The organism is Delftia sp. 60, assembly GCF_002754395.1.
In the GTDB taxonomy this organism is placed as follows: Bacteria; Pseudomonadota; Gammaproteobacteria; order Burkholderiales; family Burkholderiaceae_C; genus Comamonas; species Comamonas acidovorans.
This window is the reverse complement of sequence record NZ_PEFD01000001.1, coordinates 3,897,068-3,917,663: the sequence shown is the minus strand read 5'-3', so window position 1 is coordinate 3,917,663 and position 20,596 is coordinate 3,897,068. Positions and strand designations below refer to the sequence as shown.

The following is a 20,596-nucleotide window of genomic DNA, read 5'->3' as shown; positions in this document are numbered from 1 at the left end:
CGGGCCCGGTGTGCAACGGTGGCGACGTAGGCAGACATGCGGCTCCTGGTTGGTTTCAGAGTGGACACACGAAAACGCTGCAGTGCAGCATAAACGCGTGCGCCGCACCCTCTCATGTCCGAAGCTGACGCCAGGGCCTGCGGAAAGCCCCGGCTATCATCAGCGGCTACATCCACTTCGGCCTGCACCCTCCTCGCATGAGCATCCAAGACCCAGCCCGCGCCCCTTCCCTGGCCATGAGCCTGCCAGCCGATGCCAGCATGGCCACGGCCTCCACCCTGGTGGAAATGCTGGCCCTGCGCGTGCAGCAGACGCCCGCAGGCGAGGCCTACCGGGCCTATGACGAGGATGCGCGCAGCTGGAAGACGCTGAACTGGGCACAGGCCGGCGAGCGTGTGGCCCTCTGGGCGCAGGCGCTCGCCGCGCAGGAGCTGCCGGCAGGATCGCGCATCGCCATCCTGCTGCCCAACGGTCTGGACGCCATGTCCATCGACCTGGCCAGCCTGCGCTGTGGCCATGTGCCCGTGCCGCTGCACGCCATAGACAACGCGGGCAGCATTGCCTACATCCTGGCCAACGCCCAGGTTTCCATGCTGTTCGTGGCACAGCAATCCACCTGGGACAAGATCTGCGCCACGGGCCAGGCCCTGCCTGCGCTGCGCAAGGTGGTCGTGGCGTCGGCCAAGCCGGCTTCCCGGGCCGCAGAGCCTGAAGCCGAAGGCGATGCCGCCGCACTGGAGGCCCTGCGCCAGATCCCCGTGCAACCGCTGGCCCAATGGCTCGCTGAAGGCGGCGCAGTCCCCCTGCCCCCGCCTCCCTCTGCCGAGGACCTGGCCGCCGTGGTCTACACCTCGGGCACCACGGGCAAGCCCAAGGGCGTGATGCTCACGCACCGCAACGTGGTCTCCAACGTGCAGGCCGTGATGCAGCGGCTGCAGCCGCGCAGCGACGATGTTTTCCTCTCCTTCCTGCCGCTGTCGCACACCTTCGAGCGCACGGCTGGCTACTACCTGGCGCTGGCCGTGGGCGCCTGCGTGGCCTATGCGCGCTCGGTGGCCCAGCTGGCCGAGGATCTCAAGACCCAGCGCCCCACGGTGCTGGTGTCCGTGCCGCGCATCTACGAGCGCGTGCACGCCAAGGTCATGGAGACGCTGGCCCGTGCACCGCTCAAGGCCCAACTGTTCGAGCTGGCCCAGGCCAGGGGCTGGCAGCGATTTTGTGAAACACAAGGCATTGCCGATGCGCAAGCGCCCCAGCCCGAAGTGCCGGGCTGGATGCAATGGCTGCCCTGGCCGGTGCTCAACCACCTGGTGGCCAAGCCGCTGCTGGCCCAGTTCGGTGGCCGCGTGCGCGTGGCCGTCAGTGGCGGCGCGCCGCTGTCGCCGACGATTGCGCGCTGTTTTCTGGGCTTGGGACTGCCGCTGATCCAGGGCTATGGAATGACGGAAACCTCACCCGTGGTCTGCGCCAACACGCTGGAGGACAACCACCCCGCCACCGTGGGCCACGCCTTGCCCGGCGTGGAGGTGCGGATTGGCGAGAACCGGGAACTGCAGGTGCGTGGCCCCTGCGTGATGCGCGGCTATTGGGAGCGCCCCGAAGACACCGCCAAGACCTTCACCGACGACGGTTGGCTGCGCACGGGCGACCAGGCGGTGATCGAGGACGGGCGCGTGCGCATACAGGGACGCATCAAGGAAATCATCGTCACCTCCACCGGCGAGAAGATTCCACCGGCCGACCTGGAGCTGGCCATTACCGGCGACCCGTTCTTCACCCAGGTCTTTGTCGTGGGCGAAGACCGCCCTTTCATCGCCGCCGTGGCCGTGATCGAGCGCGGCGAATGGCAGGCCATGGCCCAGCGCCTGGGCCTGGATCCCGAAGACCCCAAGAGCCTGAACCACTCCGCCGCCGAACGCGAGGCACTGGCACGCATCGAAAAGCAGGTGGCCAGCTTTGCCCGCTATGCCGTGCCACGCGCCGTGCATCTGGAGCTGGAGCCCTGGACCATAGAAAACGGGCTGATGACGCCTACCCTCAAGCTCAAGCGCAATAACCTCATGACCCGGTTCGAGTCGCAGATCGCCGCCATGTACAGCAAGCCTGCCGAGCGCTGGCAAGGCCGCAACAGCGCGGGTTGACCCCCTGTTCCTGACAAGCAGCCGCCGCGCAAAACGGCGGCTTTTTCTATTTTTGATATGGATTCAATTCATGTAAGTTACATTGATTGATCAAAAGAAAGGAAGAGCGCACTGCGCACGCTCTTCCTGGGTCTGCGTCAAGCAGCTGCCAGTGGCAGGCTGGGGCTCGCCATGCCGATCTCCTTCGCCGAGCTGATCTGGAACGTGGCCACCGCCTGTGCAAGCACCCGCGCCTGCCGTTCCAGGCTGGCTGCAGCGGCTGCCGACTCTTCCACCAAGGCGGCATTCTGTTGCGTGACCTGGTCCATCTGGGAGACGGCCTGGGTGATCTGCCCCAGGCCACCGCTTTGCTCCACGCTGGAGGCAGAGATGGCCTCGATCAGCGATGCCACCTCGCTCACCTGGGCTTCAATGGCATCCATGGCCTTGCCTGCTTCCCGGACCTGGTTGCCGCCCATTCGCACCTTGTCGGTGGACGCCGTGATCAGTGCCTTGATCTCCCGCGCCGCAGCGGCGCTGCGCTGGGCCAGGGAACGCACTTCCCCGGCCACCACGGCAAAGCCCCTGCCCTGCTCGCCTGCCCGCGCGGCCTCCACCGCTGCATTGAGCGCCAGGATATTGGTCTGGAAGGCAATGGAGTCGATCACGCCCGTGATCTCGGCAATCTTTCCACTGCTGGCCGAGATTTCGTCCATGGTGCCGATGACCCTGGCGACCGCGCCGCCGCCCACGCCGGCCACCTCCTTGGCACGCACGGCCAGGGCGCTGGCCTGCCGCGCGTTCTCGGAGCTCTGGCCCACGTTGCCGGCCAGCTGCTCCATCGACGCCGCCGTTTCCTGCAGGCTGGAGGCCTGGTGCTCGGTGCGGCTGCTCAAATCCTGGTTGCCGGCAGCGATCTGGCTGGAGGCCGTGGTCACCGACTCCACGCCGCGCCGAACATCGCCAACGATGTTTGCCAGCGACTCGCGCATGGCGCTCATGGAGCGCAGCAGGTCGCCGACCTCGTCACGACCAGTGGCCTGGATCTCGGACGCCAGGTCGCCCTGCTCGATGTGCCGGGCCACTTCCACGGCCGACTTCAAGGGCACCGTGATGGAGCGCGTGACCATGTAGCCCAGGGCCACGGCCAGGATGACGGCAGCCGCCACAAAACCGTAGATCAGCATCTGCGAGCGTGCAAAAACCTCCCTGGAGTCCCCATAGACATCCTCCGACGTCTTGAGCTGCAGCTCGACCAGCTCGCCGATCTTGGCGCTGATGGGATCGATGCTGGCATACAGCGCGCCGTCGAACTCATCCAGGCTGCCGGCCTTCTTGCCGTCCAGCTGCTTGAGGCGCTGCAGCAGTTTGTCGATGCTTTGGTTGGCCGGCGCGAAAAGTGCCTGGGCCTGCTTGGCCAGCACGGCCTCCTGCGCTGTGAGCTGGGTGGACGAGTAGCTGCGCCAGGCGGCCTCGATCGCGGGCAGCGTGCCCGAGATGCTGGCCGATGCCTCCTGCGCCGTGATCAGGCCCGCATTGGCTTTATTGACCGTGTCTATGACGTTGACGGCATAGGCATCCGCAATCTGCTTGAGCTGCTTGAGTGGAACCACACGGTCCTGGTACAGGGTCTCCGTGCCCGAAAACACATGGCCCAGCGCCCTTGCGCCGACGCCCCCTACGGCCATCAGGCAGACCAGCAGGACAAGAAAGACGGCTGTAAGCCGGGTACCGATACGCACATCGCTGAGTTTTTTCATCGCAGAACCTCTGGCCCAGTGCTGCCGTCGGTATAGGCCATCGCTATCGCATCCAGGCAGTCACATTAGCTGCCTTATCGGTAGCGGTGGCCGATTTCTTGAGAGACAAAACTCAATAAGTTCCGCGAGATGTGTAAAGACGCCCGCCACAGTGCGGATGCCCGCCCCTGCCCTCAACCCCGTTGCCAGGTCAACCCATCCAAGGCACGGCCAATCCATTCATGTAAGTTACATTGATATCATCAAAAAAATGGCCCGTGAAAGCACGAGCCATTTCCATTCAGACGTAGACGTCGACCACGCCACCCAGTCCGGGCGCCTTGTTGCTCTTCGGCTGGGACGGCGACTTGGCTTCAGCCGCCTGCTGCTGCTCGCGCTGTTTGTCGATCTGGGCCTGCTGCCTGGCGCGCATGAGCGCCTCGATCTGGCTTTGCACCATCATGATCTGCGACTGCAGCAGCTTGGCCTTCGTCTGCTTGGCCTTGGCGTCGATGTTCTCGGAAGACACTTCCTTGAGCGCCTGCTGCAGCTCCATGAGCTTGCGCTGCAACGCAGCGATGTCATTGCCGCCGGAGGATGAAGCGGCTCCCGAGGCGGAAGCCGATGTGGAGGATGAGACTTGCATGCCTCATACATCGTCCACCGCCGCACAAACTGAAGGCCGAAAACACGCCTGCCCCGCCAGTAGTCACCCCAGCCAATGCCGCAGCGCTCCCGCCGATGCAATGCCGATCAGCACCGTCGGCAGAATGGGCAGCCGGCTGGCCGCCACCAGCGTCACCACCAGGGCCAGCAGATCGGCCGGCCGCTCGGACACAAACGCCGGGGCAATCACCGAGATAAGCACGCAGCCCGGCAGGCTTTCCATCACGTACTGCATTCGCGGGCTCAGCGTGCGCCCGCGCAGCAGCAGGTAGCCGATCACTCGCGTGAAATACGTGCTGCACGCCATGAGCACCAGCGTCAGCAAGGTTGTGGCTTCCATCGCTCAGCTCCTGGGCGCCAGCAAGGCCGCGCAGATCAGGCCCGAAACGGCGCCGGCCGCCACATACCAGGCGCCAGGCACCAGCTTGTAGACCAGGGCCGCCGTCAGCAGGCTCACCAGCCAGGGCCGGCAAGGCCTGACGCCCTTCCACATGCCGCGCAGCAGCACCAGAAACACGGCGGTGAACGCCATGTCGAAGCCGTACTGCTCCAGGTCACCAATACGCGGTCCCAGAAAGGCACCGGCCGCCGTGCACGACACCCAGGCCATGTACAGGCCTGCCGACACGCCCATGTAGTAAGGCAGGCTCACACGCCGGGCAGCACTGCGCTGGGCGTCTGCCAGGGCCAGCGCCCAGCTTTCGTCGCACATGAAGAACAGGGCCGGCAGCGCACGGCGCCTGGGCAGATGGCGCAGATACGGCGCCAGCGCCGCACCCATCAGGATGTGCCGGCAATTGACCAGGAAGGACATGGCGACGATCAGCAGCACATGCGGCGGCGAAGTCCACAGCCGTATGGCCGTGAACTCCGAGCCGCCGCCGAAGTTCATCCCGGTCATGAGAGGAACCTCCAGCGGTGCCAGCCCCTTTTGCACGGCCTGGGCGCCCAGCACCAGGGCAAAGGGCACGAAGCCCAGCATCACGGGAATCGCATCCCTGAAGCCGCGAAAGGCCTCGGAACTGCGGGAGACGGAATCTGCCGAAACGGCAGCGGGGGAAAGTGGAATGGATGAAGACATGGAGAGCGGCGATTGTCGGCCTGTGCCGCTGGAATTTGCTGCCGATTCATGCTTTCGCCAGCCATTTCACGGACGTTTATGCCGGTTTATTCAAGCAACTGGAAATAATCTGCCGCACAAGTGCTGCACAAGCGCCGCTCAACCCATTTCCATGGCTGGCGGCGCTCCTCGGACGGCCGCGCCTGCCCTCCTGACATTTCACGAAACCCAACAGCCATTGGCTCCCGCCATGCTGCAGTGCGTCGCAAACGGCTGTGCCGGCCAGGGCGGCGGCGGGACCATGCAGCCCTCATCACTTCGCTTCACCTGAAAGGTTCCCCATGCGCACTTCCGACTTCACCCGCTTCATCGCCCTGGCCGCCCTCAACCTGGGCCTGGCCGGCACCGCCCTCGCCCAGGACGCCACGCCCTCCTCCACTGCTGCCCCCACCGACCTCAGCCGTGCCCAGGTGCTGGCCGACCTGGAAATGTGGCACCGCGCCGGACTCACCTATGTCTCGGACCGCGAGATCGATGTCCGCTCCACCGAGTACCAGCGCGGCCTGGAGCGTTACCAGCAACTGCGCGCCAGCCCCGCCTACCGGGAGGCCGTGGCAAGGCTGGAGAAGGGACATGCCCTGGCCCAGGACAAGTGAGCTTGAAGGCGGCCGGTTGCGGATCTGGGGAGCTGAAAGCCACCGGCGAGTCTGGATAACCCTGATCCCGTCCCCGGCACCCTCGCGTCACACGGTCAACCGGTGTTTCTGCAATAATTGCCGCAACAATCATTGCGCAGTCAATTATTTCACCCGCAGACACCATGACCCAGCCTCCCCTGCCCAACGGCCTGCAGCCCTCGGACTTCTACAGCCCAGGCAGCTACACGCCCTTCGAGAGCGTGGGGTTCCTCATGCGCAAGGTGCTCAGTTCCATCCTCCAGCAGGCCGATGCGCAGTTGGCCGAGCATGAGCTGACCTATGTGCAGTGGCTGCCGCTGTACAAGCTGCTGCTGTGCAGCGACGCCACGAATGCCGGCATGGCGCGTGACCTGGGGCTGGATCCGGCCTCCATCACGCGGGCGCTGGACCGGCTCGAATCCAAGGGCATGCTGCGGCGCGAGCGCTCCACGGTGGACCGGCGCGTGGTCAAGCTGGTGCTGACCGATGAAGGCCGTGCCATGGCGGCCAAGGTGCCGCAGGTGCTGTCCAGCGTGATGAATGCCCATATGGCCGGCTTCAGCCATGACGAGTCGCGCCAGCTGCTGGACATGCTGCGCCGCCTGCTGGCCAACGGCGATGCGATGCGCGCGCCGGAAGCTGCGCCGCCGGCCCCTGCGCCTGCCACGCCCGTCGGCTGACAGCGCCAGCCCCTTTTTCCGCCCCGGTTTCCGATTTCCTGATTCTTGACCCCCAACAGGCAGACCACCATGCCCAAATCCTTTGTTTCCGTGTCCGCCGCGCCCCGCCGCGTGGCCGCCGCAGCGACCACCCTGTGCGCCGCGCTGGCCCTGGCCGGTTGTGCTTCCCAGGGCCCGGCCCATGAGCCGCTGGCCCGGCTGGCCGCCGCCGACCTGGGGCTGACGACCCAGTCCGAGACAGGCGCCAATACCAGCCTGCCCGCCGCCGATTGGTGGAAGTCCCTGGGCGATGCCCAGCTGGATGCGCTGATCGCCCAGGCGCTGCAGGGCAGCCCCAGCCTGGCCATGAGCCGCGCCCGCTTCGACAAGGCGGCCGCCCTGGCCACGGCAACCAGCACGGCCACCGATGTGCGCGGCACGCTCGGCGTCGACGCCACGCGCCAGCACTACAGCGCCAACGGCCTGGTGCCCGCACCCATTGCCGGCCATACCTACAACACCGGCAACCTGCAGGCCGGCCTGAGCTGGACGCCGGATTTCTTTGGCCGCCATGCCGCCGACCTGCAGGCCGCCCTGGGCCAGGCCCGTGCCGCCCAGGCCGACAGCGCCGCCGCCGCCAACCAGCTCGCCGCCCAGGTGGCGCGCAGCTATGTGGCGCTGGCTCGCCTGATTGCCCAAAAGGATGTGGCTGGCCGCACGCTGACCCAGCGCCAGTCGCTACTGGACCTGAGCCAGCAGCGCACGCGCGCCGGGCTGGACAGCCAGGTGGAGCTGACCCAGGCCCAGGCCGGCCTGCCCGATGCCGGCACCCAGATCGAAATGCTGGACGAGCAGATCACGCTGGCGCGCCGCACCATCGCCGTGCTCTGCGGGCAGGCGCCCGAGGCGCAGCTGCAGCTGTCGCCCCGTCTGGCCGCGCTGCAGATCCAGGCCGTGCCCGGCCAGTTGGGTGCCGACCTGCTGGGCCGCCGGCCCGATGTAGTGGCCGCGCGCTGGCGCGTGGAGTCCGCAACGCAGGGCATAGAGAGCGCGCGGGCGGATTTCTACCCCGATATCAATCTCACGGCCTTCATCGGCCTCAATGCCATCGGCCTGGACAACCTGTTCAAGGGCAGCTCGCGCCAGATGGGCATCACGCCCGCGCTGCGCCTGCCCCTGTTCGACGGCAAGCGCCTGCGCGCCCAGTTGCGCGGCACGCAGGCCGACCTGGACACCGCCATTGCCCAGTACAACGGCGTGGTGCTCGATGCGGTCAAGGAAGCGGGCGACGCCATCACTTCCGTGCAATCGCTGGTGCGCCAACAGCAGCTGCAGGCCGAGTCGCTGGAGAAGGCCGAACGCGCCTACGACTTTGCCGTGCAGCGCTACAAGGCGGGCCTGGCCAGCCAGGTGACGGTGCTGAACACCGAAACCCAGGTGATCACCCAGCGCCGCCTGGACGTGGACCTGCGCGCCCGCGCGCTGGACACGCGCGTGTCGCTGATGAAGGCGCTGGGCGGCGGCTGGACCGATGGCACGGCTGCCGTGCAGGTCAGCCAGCACTGAGATCGCAACCCGCACAGGAATCCACCGCACTCTTGACCCTCCACCGGGCAGACCGCCAGCCAGCGTGACAGACCGCCAGCTCCCTGCCCCGGCCGCACAACCACATTCACAGATAACAAAGCGCCGTACACCATGACCGACACCAACAAGCAAGCACCCAGCCCTGCCGCCGCACCGGCCGCAGCCTCGCCCGTGGCCAATCCGCAGGGCCGCCGCAAGGGCCTGACCCTCATCGCCGCCGCCGTCGCGGTGGCCGCCGTCGCCTGGGGCGGCTGGCACTGGATGGTGGCCCGCAACTACCAGACTACGGACAACGCCTATGTGGCGGGCAACGTGGTCCAGATCACGCCGCAGATCGGCGGCACGGTGATCAGCATCGGCGCCGACGACACCGACTACGTCAAGCCCGGCCAGCTGCTGGTGCAGCTGGACTCGGCCGATGCCCTGGTCGCCCTGTCCCAGGCCGAGTCGCAACTGGCCCAGACCGTGCGCCAGGTGCGCACCCTGTATGCCAACAACGCGCCCCTGGTCGCCCAGGTGGCCCAGCGCGAGGCCGACCTGGCCCGCCTGCAGGCCGATGCCGCCCGCGCCCGCGAGGACGTGGACCGCCGCCGCCCGCTGCTGGCCACGGGCGCCGTGGGCAAGGAAGAGTTCGACCACGCCCAGTCCCTGGCCCGCACGGCAGGCAATGCCGCCTCTGCAGCAGAAGCCGCCGTGCGCGCCGCCAAGGCGCAGCTGACCGCTGCCGAAGCCCAGACCAAGGGCAGCAGCGCCGAAGAGCACCCCAGCGTGATCGCCGCTTCCGCCAAGGTGCGCGAGGCCTATCTGGCGCTGCAGCGCACGCGCCTGGTCTCTCCCGTGGAAGGCTATGTGGCCAAGCGCGGCGTGCAACTGGGCCAGCGCGTGGCCTCGGGCGCGCCGCTGATGACGGTGGTGGGCCTGCACAACCTCTGGGTGGATGCCAACTTCAAGGAAAGCCAGCTGGCCCAGCTGCGCATAGGCCAGAAGACCGAACTGACGGCCGATGTCTACGGCGACAAGATCAGCTACCACGGTACCGTGGTCGGCATGGGCGCAGGAACCGGCGCGGCCTTCTCGCTGCTGCCCGCGCAAAACGCCACCGGCAACTGGATCAAGGTGGTGCAGCGCGTGCCCGTGCGCATTGCGCTGGCGCCGGAAGACCTGGCCCAGCACCCGCTGCGCGTGGGCCTGTCCATGGAAGTCAAGGTGGACGTGCGCGACCAGCAGGGTGAAGTGCTGGCAACCGCCACGCGCAATGCCCCCGTGGCCCAGACCTCCATCTACGACATGGCATTGCCCCAGGCCGAGGAACGCATCGCCCACATCGTGGCAGGCCAGAACGTGGCGCCGCTCAAGCAGTTGCCCGAGCTGCCGCCCGTTGCCATGGCCGATGCGCAAGACAGGTCACAGGGCAAGGCGCCAGCCGCCGTGGCCTCCGCGCCGGTTGACGCGCAGGCCACGCAGTCCAAGTAAGCAGGCATCGCTTCCCCGCCTTCCCAGAACCTACGCGGACTGCCTATGACTTCCTCTACCACCGCCGTGCCGGAGCCGGCGCAGCCGGGTGGGCCGACCGTGCCGCCTGCCGCGCCACCCTCGGCACCGCCTGCCATGCCCGCACGGCCCGCACCGCTCAAGGGCGCCCAGCTGGCCCTGGGCACGCTGGCCCTGTCGCTGGCCACCTTCATGAACGTGCTGGACTCGTCCATTGCCAACGTCGCCATTCCGGCGATCTCGGGCGACGTGGGCGTCAGCCCCAGCCAGGGCACATGGGTGATCACCAGCTTTGGCGTGGCCAATGCCATCTCGGTGCCGCTCACGGGCTGGCTCACGCAGCGCTTCGGCGCCGTGCGCCTGTTCACCATGAGCGTGCTGCTGTTCGTGCTGACCTCCTGGCTGTGCGGCTTTGCCTCGTCGCTGGAGATGCTGGTGCTGTTCCGCGTGCTCCAGGGGCTGGTTGCCGGCCCCATGATCCCGCTGTCGCAGACGCTGCTGCTGTCCAGCTACCCGCCGGCCAAGGCCGGGGTGGCGCTGGCGCTGTGGGGGATGACCACCCTGGTGGCGCCCGTGGTCGGGCCGCTGCTGGGGGGCTGGATCACGGACAACATCTCCTGGCCCTGGATCTTCTACATCAACGTGCCCGTGGGCCTGCTGTCGGCCCTGATGACCTGGAGCATCTACCGCAGCCGCGAGACCCCCACGCGCAAGCTGCCCATCGACTCCGTGGGCCTGGCCCTGCTGGTGCTGTGGGTGGGCGCGCTGCAGCTGATGCTGGACAAGGGCAAGGAGCTGGACTGGTTCGCCTCGGGCGAGATCGTCACGCTGTGCGTGCTGGCCATCGTGAGCTTCGTGGTCTTTCTGGTCTGGGAGCTGACGGATGCGCACCCGGTGGTGGACCTGCGCCTGTTCATGCGCCGCAATTTCGCGGCGGGCTCGGTGGCACTGTCGATTGCCTACGGCCTGTTCTTCGGTAACGTGGTGCTGCTGCCGCTGTGGCTGCAGCAGTGGATGGGCTATACCTCCACCACGGCCGGCATGGCGCTGGCGCCGGTGGGCATCTTCGCCATCATCCTGACGCCGCTGGTGGGCCGCAAGGTCACGCAGTGGGACCCGCGCAAGATGGCCACGGGCGCCTTCGTGGTGTTCGCCCTGGTGCTGTGGATGCGCTCGCGCTTCACGGTGGAGACGGACTTCATGCACATCCTGGTGCCCACGCTGATCCAGGGCGGGGCCATGGCGTTCTTCTTCATCCCGCTGACGACGATCACGCTGTCGGGCATCTCGCCGGACCGTATCCCGGCCGCCGCAGGCCTGAGCAACTTCGTGCGCATCACGGCGGGTGCCATGGGCACCTCCATCGCCACCACGCTCTGGGAAAACCGCGCCGCGCTGCACCACGCCCATCTGACAGAAGGGCTGATCCAGGGCCAGGGCGTGTTCGGCGTCACCCTGCAGGGGCTGCAGGCCGCAGGCCTGAGCCAGGCGCAGGCGCTGGCCCAGATCAACCGCCTCATCGACCAGCAGGCCTACACGCGGGCGGCGGACGACATCTTCCTGGCGTCGTCCGTGCTGTTCCTGGTGCTGATCGTGCTGATCTGGATGACCAGGCGCCCTGCGGGCCATGCCGGCGGTGCCGAGGCGGCCGGCGCCCATTGAGGCCCAGCTTGCGGCCATCACGACAAGGAGCTGCCTGCAGGGGCAGCTCCTTTTTTGTTTACATGACGACACGCAAGGCGCCTTGAATCGGGCCGCCAAGACCACCATCTCGACAGGGCTGCGCCACCGGTTCCATGATGGCGGCGGCCTGAACACCGACGGAGCACCGTGAAAACACCCCGCATCTTCCGCGCCCCGATTGCCGACTACGCCCAATCACCCCAGTCGGTGGGCGGGCGCTTTCGCAACGTCCATCCCCGCCCCGCCAACGCGCCCCAGCCCGACGCCAAGGTGATGTGGGACTTCTTCTTCAACAAGCCCAAGGACACCGAGCCTGCGACGCCCCTGCCCGTGCAGCGGCTCACCCCGGCCGACCTGGTCGCCGCGCCCGAGCGCAGCCTGTACCGCCTGGGCCACTCCACGCTGCTGATGAAGCTGCGCGGCGGCTGGTGGATCACCGACCCGGTGTTTGCCGAGCGCGCCTCGCCCTTTTCCTTCATCGGCCCCAAGCGCTTTCATGCGCCACCCATCGCCCTGCATGAACTGCCCGCGCTGCGCGGCGTGGTGCTTTCGCACGACCACTACGACCATCTGGACAGTGCCACCATCCGCGCCCTGGCGCCCCGGGTCGACTTCTTCCTGTGCACGCTGGGCGTGGGCGACCGGCTCATGGACTGGGGCGTGGCCCCCGAGAAGGTGCGCCAGTTCGACTGGTGGCAGGACGTGCAGGTGGACGGCCTGCGCTTCACGGCCACGCCGGCCCAGCATTTCTCGGGCCGGGGCCTGCGCGACGGCAACCGCACGCTGTGGGCGTCCTGGGTCATCGAGGACCTGGAAAGCGCCGACACGCTGCGCGTCTTCTTCAGCGGCGACGGCGGCTATTTCGACGGCTTTGCGCAAATCGGCCGGCGCTTCGGCCCCTTCGACCTCACGCTGATGGAAACCGGCGCCTACGACCCGCACTGGCCCTATGTGCACATGCACCCGGCCCAGACCGTGCAGGCCCACCGCGACCTGGGCGGACGCTGGCTGCTGCCCATTCACAACGGCACCTTCAGCCTGGCCATGCATGCCTGGTGGGACCCCTTCGAGCGCGTGCTGGCCCTGGGTGCCGAGCACGGCATTGCCGTGGCGACCCCCATGATGGGCGAGCGCGTGGACCTGGATGCCCCCCATGCAGGCGAGCGCTGGTGGCGTGCCCTGGTATCCCCTGCCGTGCAGGACGCAGCCGCGTCAGCGCCACAGGCCCAGCCGCGATAAATCCGTTTTTGCTGCATTGCGTCATCGGCCTACGCGGGCCGGCATCCATCTGGATAAAGTGAACCCAGCTTCAGGAGTGCACATGGCAAATCGCAAAAACCCCCGGGCCGCCCTGGTCGCCCGCCAGGCCACCGACCTGGCCGTCGCAGCGCCCCAGGTCGTGGCCCATCGCCTCACCCGCATGGCCATGGCAGGCGCCAATCCCTCCGCACGGGACCGGCGTGAATTCACACGCATGGTGTCCGAGAAACAGACAGCCTTCCAGCAATCCTGGGCGGCGATGGGCATGCAGTCCATGGTTGCCAGCCAGGCCCTGATGCAGGCCTGGATGCGCATGTGTTGGACACCCTGGAGCACCGCCACCTGGAACGGCGGTGCCCTGGCATCGCAGGCCTCGCAATGGCAGAACGCCATGTGGGGCGTGGTGGGCAAGGGCCTGGCCCCCGTGCACCGCACGGCGGTGGCTAATGCCAAGCGCCTGGCGCGCGGCTGAGCACGGCTGATCCACCCATATCAAGCCCGCTCCATTCACCGGAGCGCGGCCACGCGGCAGGGCCGATGCGAGGGCGAGGTTCGGGTATCCTCGCGGCCTTCGTTCCGTTTTGCTGCGCTGCCGCATTTCCAGGCATGGACTCCATGCAGAGACTGAAAACACGGCCGCGGCAGGCGGATTCCCCCTTTCTGCCATCGCTTTGCCAGTCTTCCCCGGAGTTCTCTGATGACACACAAGGCCCCGCCAACCGGCCAGGGCCTGCACGGTCAAGACGACCTGCAGCGCAATCTCACCAACCGCCATATCCAGCTCATCGCCATCGGCGGGGCCATAGGCACGGGCCTGTTCATGGGCTCGGGCAAGACCATCAGCCTGGCCGGCCCATCCATCATCTTTGTCTACACCATCATCGGCGTGATGCTGTTCTTCGTGATGCGGGCCATGGGCGAGCTGCTGCTGTCCAACCTGCAGTACCGGTCCTTCATCGACTTCTCGTCCGACCTGCTCGGCCCCTGGGCCGGCTTCTTCACGGGCTGGACGTACTGGTTCTGCTGGATCGTCACGGGCATTGCCGATGTGATTGCCATATCGGCCTACTCCCAGTTCTGGTTCCCGGACCTGCCGCAGTGGGCACCGGCCATTGCCTGCGTGGGCCTGCTGCTGGGCCTGAACCTGCTGACGGTGAAGCTGTTCGGGGAGATCGAGTTCTGGTTCGCCATGATCAAGATCGTGGCCATCGTGGCCCTGGTGGGCACGGGGCTGTACATGGTGGGTGCCGCCTTCGTCTCGCCTGCGGGACGTGCGGCCAGCCTGTCCAACCTCTGGAATGACGGCGGCATGTTCCCCAACGGGATGATGGGCTTCTTCGCGGGCTTCCAGATCGCGGTGTTCGCCTTCGTGGGCATCGAGCTGGTGGGCACCACGGCGGCCGAGGCCAAGGACCCCGAGCGCACGCTGCCGCGCGCCATCAATTCGATTCCCGTGCGCATCATCGTGTTCTACGTGCTGGCCCTGATCGCCATCATGGCCGTCACCCCCTGGCGCGACGTGGTGCCCGGCAAGAGCCCGTTCGTGGAGCTGTTCGTGCTCGCAGGCCTGCCGGCCGCCGCGGGCGTGATCAATTTCGTGGTGCTGACCTCGGCCGCCTCGTCGGCCAACAGCGGCGTGTTCTCCACCAGCCGCATGCTCTACGGCCTGGCGCTCAAGGGCGATGCGCCCCGGGCCTTCCACCGGCTGTCGCGCAGCAGCGTGCCCTCGCGCGGGCTGCTGTTTTCCTGCACCTGCCTGCTGGCCGGCGCGTTTCTGATGTGGGTGGTCCCCGATCTGGTGGAAGCCTTCACGCTGGTGACCACGGTATCGGCCATCCTGTTCATGTTCGTGTGGTCGCTGATCCTGCTGTCGTACATGGCCTACCGGCGCCAGCGCGCGGCCCTGCATGAGGCCTCGCGCTACAAGATGCCCGGCGGCGTGGCCATGTGCTGGGCCTGCTTGGTGTTCTTTGCCGCCATCCTGGGCCTGCTCACCCTGCAGGCCGACACGCGCCAGGCTCTGGTGGTGACGCCGGCCTGGTTTGCCCTGCTGGCCATCGCCTACCAGTTCGTGCGCCGCCAGGCATCGCGCCAGTCGGCGGAGCGCTCCCCCGCCCTTGCAGGCACGGCGGCCGAAACGCGCTGACCCTCTCCCGGCCGCCCCCTGCGCATGGGGGCGGCCATTACAGGGGGCCTTTGGCGCCCGCGCTCCCTCTGCGGCCCCCCTTCAGCGCCTCCCTCAGCGCCTCCGCTGCCCCTCTTGCTGCGCACCAAACTTGTGCACAGCATCTTTGGCCTGTCCAGCAGCTAGATAACGAGTGAACAAAAATACAACTGTCTTTACGCCAACAAAAAGATGTGGATACAAATCGTTATCATTCGCACCTTGATTTTTAACCAAACCGGAACTTTACAAAGATGGTCAGAATCTCGGTGCTCCGCCCGCTTCCTCTTTGCGCCGCCCTGGCATGCACAGCCATGGCCCATGCCCAGTCAGCCGACAACAAGGCCGACACGTCCCTGTCCACCGTGGTGGTGACCGCCTCGGGCACAGCCGTGGACATCAAGGAAGCGCCGGCCAGCATCAGCGTGATTACCCGCGAGGACATCGAGCGCAAGCCCGTCACCAGCATCGGCGAGCTGCTGTCCACCATTCCCGGCGTGACCGGCGGCCTGTCCGGCACGGGCGCCCAGTCCAAGATCAAGCTGCGCGGCCTGCCGGAGAAGTACACGCTGATCCTGGTGGACGGCAAGCGCCAGGGCAACTCGGCCGGCATCAACTACCGCGACGACCTGGGCTCGCAGGATCTGGACTGGATCTCGCCCGAGATGATCGAGCGCATCGAGGTGGTGCGCGGCCCCATGTCCTCGCTGTACGGCTCCGACGCCATGGGCGGCGTGATCAACATCATCACGCGCAAGATCGGCAAGCGCTGGAGCGGCTCGACCACGCTGAACTACAGCAAGCCCTCCGACAGCGACCGCGGCGACACGCGCCAGCTGGGCTTCAACATCAGCGGCCCGCTGTCCGACAAGTTCGGCCTGCGCCTGGGCGGCAACTACACGGACCGCGCTGCCGATGAGAGCACGGGCGGCTTCCCGGGCACCTACCAGTCCACGGCCGGCTCGCGCAAGCAAAACCTCAACGCCCTGCTCAACTGGCAGCTCACGCCCGACCAGGTGATCGGCATCGAGGCCGCGCAAGGCATCCAGCGCGCCACGGGCTCCGACGCGCGCACGGCGTCGGGCGACCAGGTGGTCTATCCCTGGGGCCTGAGCAAGCTGGAGCAGACCAAGTTCGGCCTCAGCCATGACGGCCGCTGGGGCGACCTGACCTCCAAGCTCAACCTCGTGCACAACAAGTACGAGGACAAGGGCGACACCATCGGCAACAACTCCAAGGAAACCACGCTGGACGGCCGCATCGACAAGCCGTTGAAGCTGTGGGGCCTGGACCAGGCCATGACGCTGGGCATGCAGTGGCGCCGCGAGTCGCTGGACAACCGCGACACCATCGGCCTGGCTCCCATCGACTACGCGGGGCGCCCGGTCTCGGGCTCGGGCCTGAGCGCCACCACCTGGGCGCTGTTCGGCGAGGACCAGATCTTCCTGCGCGAGAACCTGGCGCTGACGCTGGGCCTGCGCATGGACCACCACCAGAAATACGGCAACAACTGGAGCCCGCGCGCCTACCTGGTCTACCACCCGGCCTCGGAGTGGACGGTGCGCGGCGGCGTCTCGCGCGGCTTCCGGGCGCCCAACCTGAAGGAAAACTCGGCCAGCGCCGCCACGCAATCCGGGGGCAACGGCTGCCGCAGCCTGGCCGGCATGGGCTGGACCAGCACCAGCGTCAACGCCGACGGCACGCGCGGCTGCTACATGGCCGGCAACCCCGACCTGCAGCCCGAGACCAGCACCAACTTCGAGCTGGGCACGAGCTGGGACCGCAATGGCTGGGCGCTGGGTGCCACCTACTTCCACACCAACTTCAAGAACAAGATCGACTACCAGCCGCTGGGCTTCTACAACGGCTTCTGGTGGACCCGCATGGCCAACGCCCAGCGAGCCCGCACGCGCGGCCTGGAGGGCTTCGTGAACGTTCCCCTGGCCAAGGGGCTGACCTGGAACACCAACATCACCAAGATGTTCGAGTCCAAAAACCTGAGCACGGGCGCCTCGCTGCTGGCCGTGCCCGAGCTGTCCATCTACTCGTCGCTGCAGTGGCAGATCCGCCAGGGCTGGTCCGCCATGTTCAGCGCCCGCCACGTGGGCAAGGAAGTCGTGACCACGGGCACGGCCACCACCTTCGCCAAGGCCTATACGACCTTTGACGTGTCCATGAACTACAACGTGACCGACACCCTGACCCTGCGCGCCGGCATCATCAACCTGGCCGACAAGGAAACCCGCACCATCGGCGCCAACTATGACAACGGCGGCCGTACCTACTTCGTGGGGATGACGGCGCGGTTCTGATGGCCCGTTACCGGCCCTTGCGCTGACCCAGACAAAGCGCCCGTTGTGACGGGCGCTTTTTTCATGGCGAAGAGCAAAGCCTCACTCCCAGACACCGCCCTGCGCAGGGGGCTTGCGCGTCAGCAATTCCTCGTCTGTCAAGGGCCGGCCTGTCCAGACATTCACCTTCGAGGCGCCGGCCGCGTTGGCCAGCTCGCGCAAGGCCCTCAGTTCCACCTGGGTGAATCCGCCCTCGGGGTCGCCGAGCGGATGGATGACGATGTGCGGGGAGGCCGCCAGCCAGGCACGCCGATGCATGCGCCTGAGCTGGTACTTCAGAAGCTGCTCGGCCAGGATGAAGTCCGATATCAGCGAACGCGGGTGGGCGAAGGGATTGACGACTTCGGCAGGCTCCGATGCAGCCGCGAGCCTGGCCTGCGGGCCGGCCGCGAGAATCCGGCGCCGGGGCGGCGGACTCAGGGCCAGCTCGGGAACCTCCGACAGGGTCTGCCCGGTCTTCGGATCCTTCAGCGTCAGGCGCTCGGGAGAAATCTGTACGTAGATGAGTGATACGAAGGCAGAGAGCATGGATATCCATCAATCGATTTTCTGAACCACGGTCTGGCCCGGCAGCAAGGCCCGGCCATCCCCGCTGCGCGGCAGCATGGGCGCGACAGGCTGGCCGGTCTGGCGGTCCAGCAGCAGCGAATGCGCCTCGCCCGGCGCGAACAGATGGCCTTCGCCCCATTGCCGCAACGCCACGATCACCGGGAACAGCTCCAGTCCCTGAGCCGTGAGCACGTATTCCAGGTAGGCCGAGCCTTCGGCGGCCGGGCGGGTTTCGAGGATGCCGGCCTCCACCAGCCGGCGCAGCCGGTCGGCCAGGATATTGCGGGCCGCGCCCAGGCTGCGCTGGAAATCGCCAAAGCGGCTGATGCCATCGAAGGCATCGCGCACGATGAGCAGCGACCAGCGGTCGCCGATCACATCCAGGGAGCGGGCCACCGGACAGGGCTGCGGTGTGTCAGGGCGGATGTCTTCTTTCATGGCGTCATTTTGGTTGCATTTCAAAACTGGTTCAACTAGCATCCAACTAGTTTTGTTTTGCAACTGGATTCAACCCATGAAAGCCTTCCCAGCCCCGGACACGGTCCGCATGCCGCGCAGCCTGGTGCTGTTGTTCGCCGCTGCCAGCGGCCTGAGCGTGGCCAATGTCTATTACGCCCAGCCGCTGCTGGAGGCGCTGGCGGCCGACTTCGGCATCAGCCATGCGGCCGTGGGCGGCGTGGTCACCGCCACGCAGGCCGGTTGCGCGCTGGCACTGCTGCTGCTGGTGCCGCTGGGCGACCGGCTGGAGCGGCGGCGGCTCATGCTTTTGCAGTTGCTGGGCCTGGTGCTGGCCCTGGCGGCCGTCAGCACCGCGCGTTCGGCCGTTCTGCTGCTGGCGGGCATGCTGGCCGTGGGCCTGCTGGGCACGGCCATGACGCAGGGGCTGATCGCCTATGCGGCCAGCGCCAGCCATGCGCATGAGCGCGGGCGCGTGGTGGGCGCAGCCCAGGGCGGTGTTTTCATCGGCCTGCTTTTGGCGCGCGTGTTTGCCGGCGCCGTGGGTGACCTGGCTGGCTGGCGTGGCGTCTATGCCTGCTCGGCCCTGCTGATGCTGGCCCTGGCCTGGCCCCTGTGGCGGCAACTGCCCCGGCTGGCGGTGCCCTTGCATGCACCCAGCTACACGCAGCTGCTCGCCTCCATGCTCCACCTGCTGCGCCAGGACCGCATGCTGCGCACACGCGGCATGCTGGCCCTGCTGATGTTTGCCACCTTCAACATCTTCTGGAGCGCCCTGGTCCTGCCGCTGAGCGCACCGCCCTACAGCCTGTCGCTCACGGCCATCGGCGCCTTTGGCCTGGCCGGCGTGGGGGGCGCACTGGCAGCAGCCCGTGCCGGCCACTGGGCCGACCAGGGTTTCGCGCAGCGCACCAGCCTGGGCGCGCTGGTGATCCTGCTGCTGGCCTGGGCGCCGATTGCGCTGCTGGAGCAGTCGCTGTGGGCGCTGGTCGCCGGCATCGTGCTGCTGGACCTGGGCGGCCAGGCCCTGCATGTGACCAACCAGAGCCTGATCTTTCGCAGCAACCCGCAGGCCCACAGCCGGCTGGTGGGCCTGTACATGCTGTTCTATGCCGTGGGCAGCGGGCTTGGGGCGCTGATTTCCACCAATGCCTACGCGCGGTTTGGCTGGCACGGCGTCTGCGTGGCGGGGGCGGCGTTCAGCCTTGCGGCCCTGGTGTTCTGGGCCATGACGCGGGAAACGGCTGCCCAGGCCAGCGTTCCCGCCTAGACCCGGCTCACCAGCTCCGAAGGCACCCTGCCAAGCGCCTTGCGGAACATGGTGGAAAACGCGCTGGGGCTGTCATAGCCCAGGTCCAGCGCCACCTGCGTGACCGAGGCGCCCGCAGACAGCCGGGACACCGCCGCCAGCAGGCAGGCCTGCTGGCGCCAGGCGCCAAAGGCCATGCCTGTGTGCTGCTGGAAAAACCGGCTGAAGGTGCGCAGGCTCTTGTTCAGCGCTTGCGCCCAGTCCTGCGGCGTGGCGCGGATGCTGGGCTGGGCCAGGAACTGCTTGCACAGGGCGACCAGCTTTTCGTCGCGGGGAATGGGCGCGAACAGCGGCAGGCTGCGGGCCGAGGCCAGCTCATGCAGCACCAGCGTGACCAGGGCGCCGTCGCGGCCTGCTTCGTCGTACAGCGCCGGCAGGTCGGCGCAGGACAGCAGCAGCTGGTGCAGCAGCGGGGTGACGACCAGGGCCTCGCAATGCACACCCGGGCGGGGCGCAGCAGCCGGTTCGATGTACAGGCTGCGCGTGCTCACGCCCTGCATGCGCACGCTGTGCGGCTTGCTGGCCGGAATCCACACGCCGCTGTAGGGCGGGATGGTCCAGGCGCCGTCGTCGGTTTCCACTTCCATCAGCCCGCTCATCCCGTAGAGAAACTGGGCACGCCGGTGGCTGTGCGTGGGCAGCAGCGTGCCAGGCGTGTAGTCGGTGCCGATGGCCAGCACATCGCGCGCCACGGCGTCCACGGAATGCAGCGGGATGTTGAGCATGGGAATGTCCGGAAAACAGCCAACAGGCTTTGGCAGGAATTCGAGGATTATTGACCTATCCGCGAAAGCAGGCCAAACCGCGGCATCCTAAGGTTCAGTC

19 protein-coding genes are annotated in these 20,596 nt (G+C 67.1%); 12 read left to right on the top strand and 7 right to left on the bottom strand.

Going from position 1 to position 20,596, the window contains the following annotated elements; translation table 11 throughout:
- The first annotated feature begins 197 nt into the window (after positions 1–197).
- Entirely contained in the window at positions 198–2,141 is a 1,944-nt protein-coding gene (locus tag CLV01_RS17785) for an AMP-dependent synthetase/ligase (protein WP_099733642.1), read from the top strand.
- 137 nt (positions 2,142–2,278) lie between these two features.
- Here the strand turns inward: CLV01_RS17785 and CLV01_RS17780 are convergent, their stop codons facing one another.
- From CLV01_RS17780 to CLV01_RS17765, 4 genes are all read right to left on the bottom strand, one after another.
- A complete protein-coding gene (locus CLV01_RS17780; RefSeq protein WP_099733643.1) occupies positions 2,279–3,880 on the bottom strand; it encodes a methyl-accepting chemotaxis protein in 1,602 nt (533 codons plus the stop codon).
- A gap of 280 nt (positions 3,881–4,160) precedes the next feature.
- Positions 4,161–4,505: a FlxA-like family protein gene (locus CLV01_RS17775; protein WP_099733644.1), complete on the bottom strand. Its 345-nt coding sequence runs from the start codon at positions 4,503–4,505 to the stop codon at positions 4,161–4,163.
- A 63-nt stretch (positions 4,506–4,568) separates the two neighbouring features.
- Positions 4,569–4,865, bottom strand: a complete 297-nt coding sequence (locus CLV01_RS17770) for an AzlD family protein (protein WP_012205574.1) — start codon at positions 4,863–4,865, stop codon at positions 4,569–4,571.
- Between the two features lie 3 nt (positions 4,866–4,868).
- On the bottom strand, positions 4,869–5,606 hold the full coding sequence (locus tag CLV01_RS17765) for an AzlC family ABC transporter permease (RefSeq protein ID WP_016446045.1): 738 nt from the start codon (positions 5,604–5,606) through the stop codon (positions 4,869–4,871).
- On the opposite strand from CLV01_RS17765, the gene CLV01_RS28880 reads away from it, so the two are divergent.
- From CLV01_RS28880 to CLV01_RS17715, 10 genes are all read left to right on the top strand, one after another.
- Entirely contained in the window at positions 5,597–5,800 is a 204-nt protein-coding gene (locus tag CLV01_RS28880; protein WP_143290026.1) for a hypothetical protein, read from the top strand. The two genes, CLV01_RS17765 and CLV01_RS28880, sit on opposite strands and share 10 nt — an antisense overlap.
- A gap of 126 nt (positions 5,801–5,926) precedes the next feature.
- Positions 5,927–6,241: a DUF4148 domain-containing protein gene (locus CLV01_RS17760; protein ID WP_099733645.1), complete on the top strand. Its 315-nt coding sequence runs from the start codon at positions 5,927–5,929 to the stop codon at positions 6,239–6,241.
- A gap of 164 nt (positions 6,242–6,405) precedes the next feature.
- Complete coding sequence (locus tag CLV01_RS17755) at positions 6,406–6,942, top strand: MarR family winged helix-turn-helix transcriptional regulator (RefSeq protein WP_043791990.1); 537 nt, start codon at positions 6,406–6,408, stop codon at positions 6,940–6,942.
- A 69-nt stretch (positions 6,943–7,011) separates the two neighbouring features.
- Complete coding sequence (locus CLV01_RS17750) at positions 7,012–8,487, top strand: efflux transporter outer membrane subunit (protein ID WP_099735115.1); 1,476 nt, start codon at positions 7,012–7,014, stop codon at positions 8,485–8,487.
- Positions 8,488–8,619: 132 nt separating this feature from the next.
- The gene (locus CLV01_RS17745; protein ID WP_099733646.1) at positions 8,620–9,981 is read left to right on the top strand and encodes an HlyD family secretion protein; all 1,362 of its coding nucleotides are present in this window, start codon (positions 8,620–8,622) and stop codon (positions 9,979–9,981) included.
- 45 nt (positions 9,982–10,026) lie between these two features.
- Entirely contained in the window at positions 10,027–11,661 is a 1,635-nt protein-coding gene (locus tag CLV01_RS17740) for a DHA2 family efflux MFS transporter permease subunit (protein ID WP_013802448.1), read from the top strand.
- Between the two features lie 168 nt (positions 11,662–11,829).
- Positions 11,830–12,921, top strand: coding sequence for an MBL fold metallo-hydrolase (locus CLV01_RS17730; protein WP_099733647.1), 1,092 nt, complete (start codon positions 11,830–11,832; stop codon positions 12,919–12,921).
- A gap of 82 nt (positions 12,922–13,003) precedes the next feature.
- Positions 13,004–13,414: a polyhydroxyalkanoate granule-associated phasin gene (locus CLV01_RS17725; protein ID WP_013802450.1), complete on the top strand. Its 411-nt coding sequence runs from the start codon at positions 13,004–13,006 to the stop codon at positions 13,412–13,414.
- Positions 13,415–13,639: 225 nt separating this feature from the next.
- A complete protein-coding gene (cycA, locus tag CLV01_RS17720; RefSeq protein WP_099733648.1) occupies positions 13,640–15,088 on the top strand; it encodes a D-serine/D-alanine/glycine transporter in 1,449 nt (482 codons plus the stop codon).
- 332 nt (positions 15,089–15,420) lie between these two features.
- Positions 15,421–17,418: a TonB-dependent receptor domain-containing protein gene (locus CLV01_RS17715; protein WP_099733649.1), complete on the top strand. Its 1,998-nt coding sequence runs from the start codon at positions 15,421–15,423 to the stop codon at positions 17,416–17,418.
- 81 nt (positions 17,419–17,499) lie between these two features.
- Here CLV01_RS17715 and CLV01_RS17710 read toward each other — a convergent pair whose 3' ends face one another.
- Positions 17,500–17,985, bottom strand: coding sequence for a rod shape-determining protein (locus CLV01_RS17710; protein ID WP_034398539.1), 486 nt, complete (start codon positions 17,983–17,985; stop codon positions 17,500–17,502).
- A 9-nt stretch (positions 17,986–17,994) separates the two neighbouring features.
- On the bottom strand, positions 17,995–18,444 hold the full coding sequence (locus tag CLV01_RS17705; RefSeq protein WP_096916226.1) for a winged helix-turn-helix transcriptional regulator: 450 nt from the start codon (positions 18,442–18,444) through the stop codon (positions 17,995–17,997).
- Positions 18,445–18,520: 76 nt separating this feature from the next.
- On the opposite strand from CLV01_RS17705, the gene CLV01_RS17700 reads away from it, so the two are divergent.
- Complete coding sequence (locus CLV01_RS17700) at positions 18,521–19,732, top strand: MFS transporter (protein ID WP_099733650.1); 1,212 nt, start codon at positions 18,521–18,523, stop codon at positions 19,730–19,732.
- On the opposite strand, the gene CLV01_RS17695 is transcribed toward CLV01_RS17700, so the two are convergent.
- The gene (locus tag CLV01_RS17695; protein ID WP_099733651.1) at positions 19,729–20,496 is read right to left on the bottom strand and encodes an AraC family transcriptional regulator; all 768 of its coding nucleotides are present in this window, start codon (positions 20,494–20,496) and stop codon (positions 19,729–19,731) included. The genes CLV01_RS17700 and CLV01_RS17695 overlap by 4 nt on opposite strands.
- Positions 20,497–20,596 lie beyond the last annotated feature (100 nt).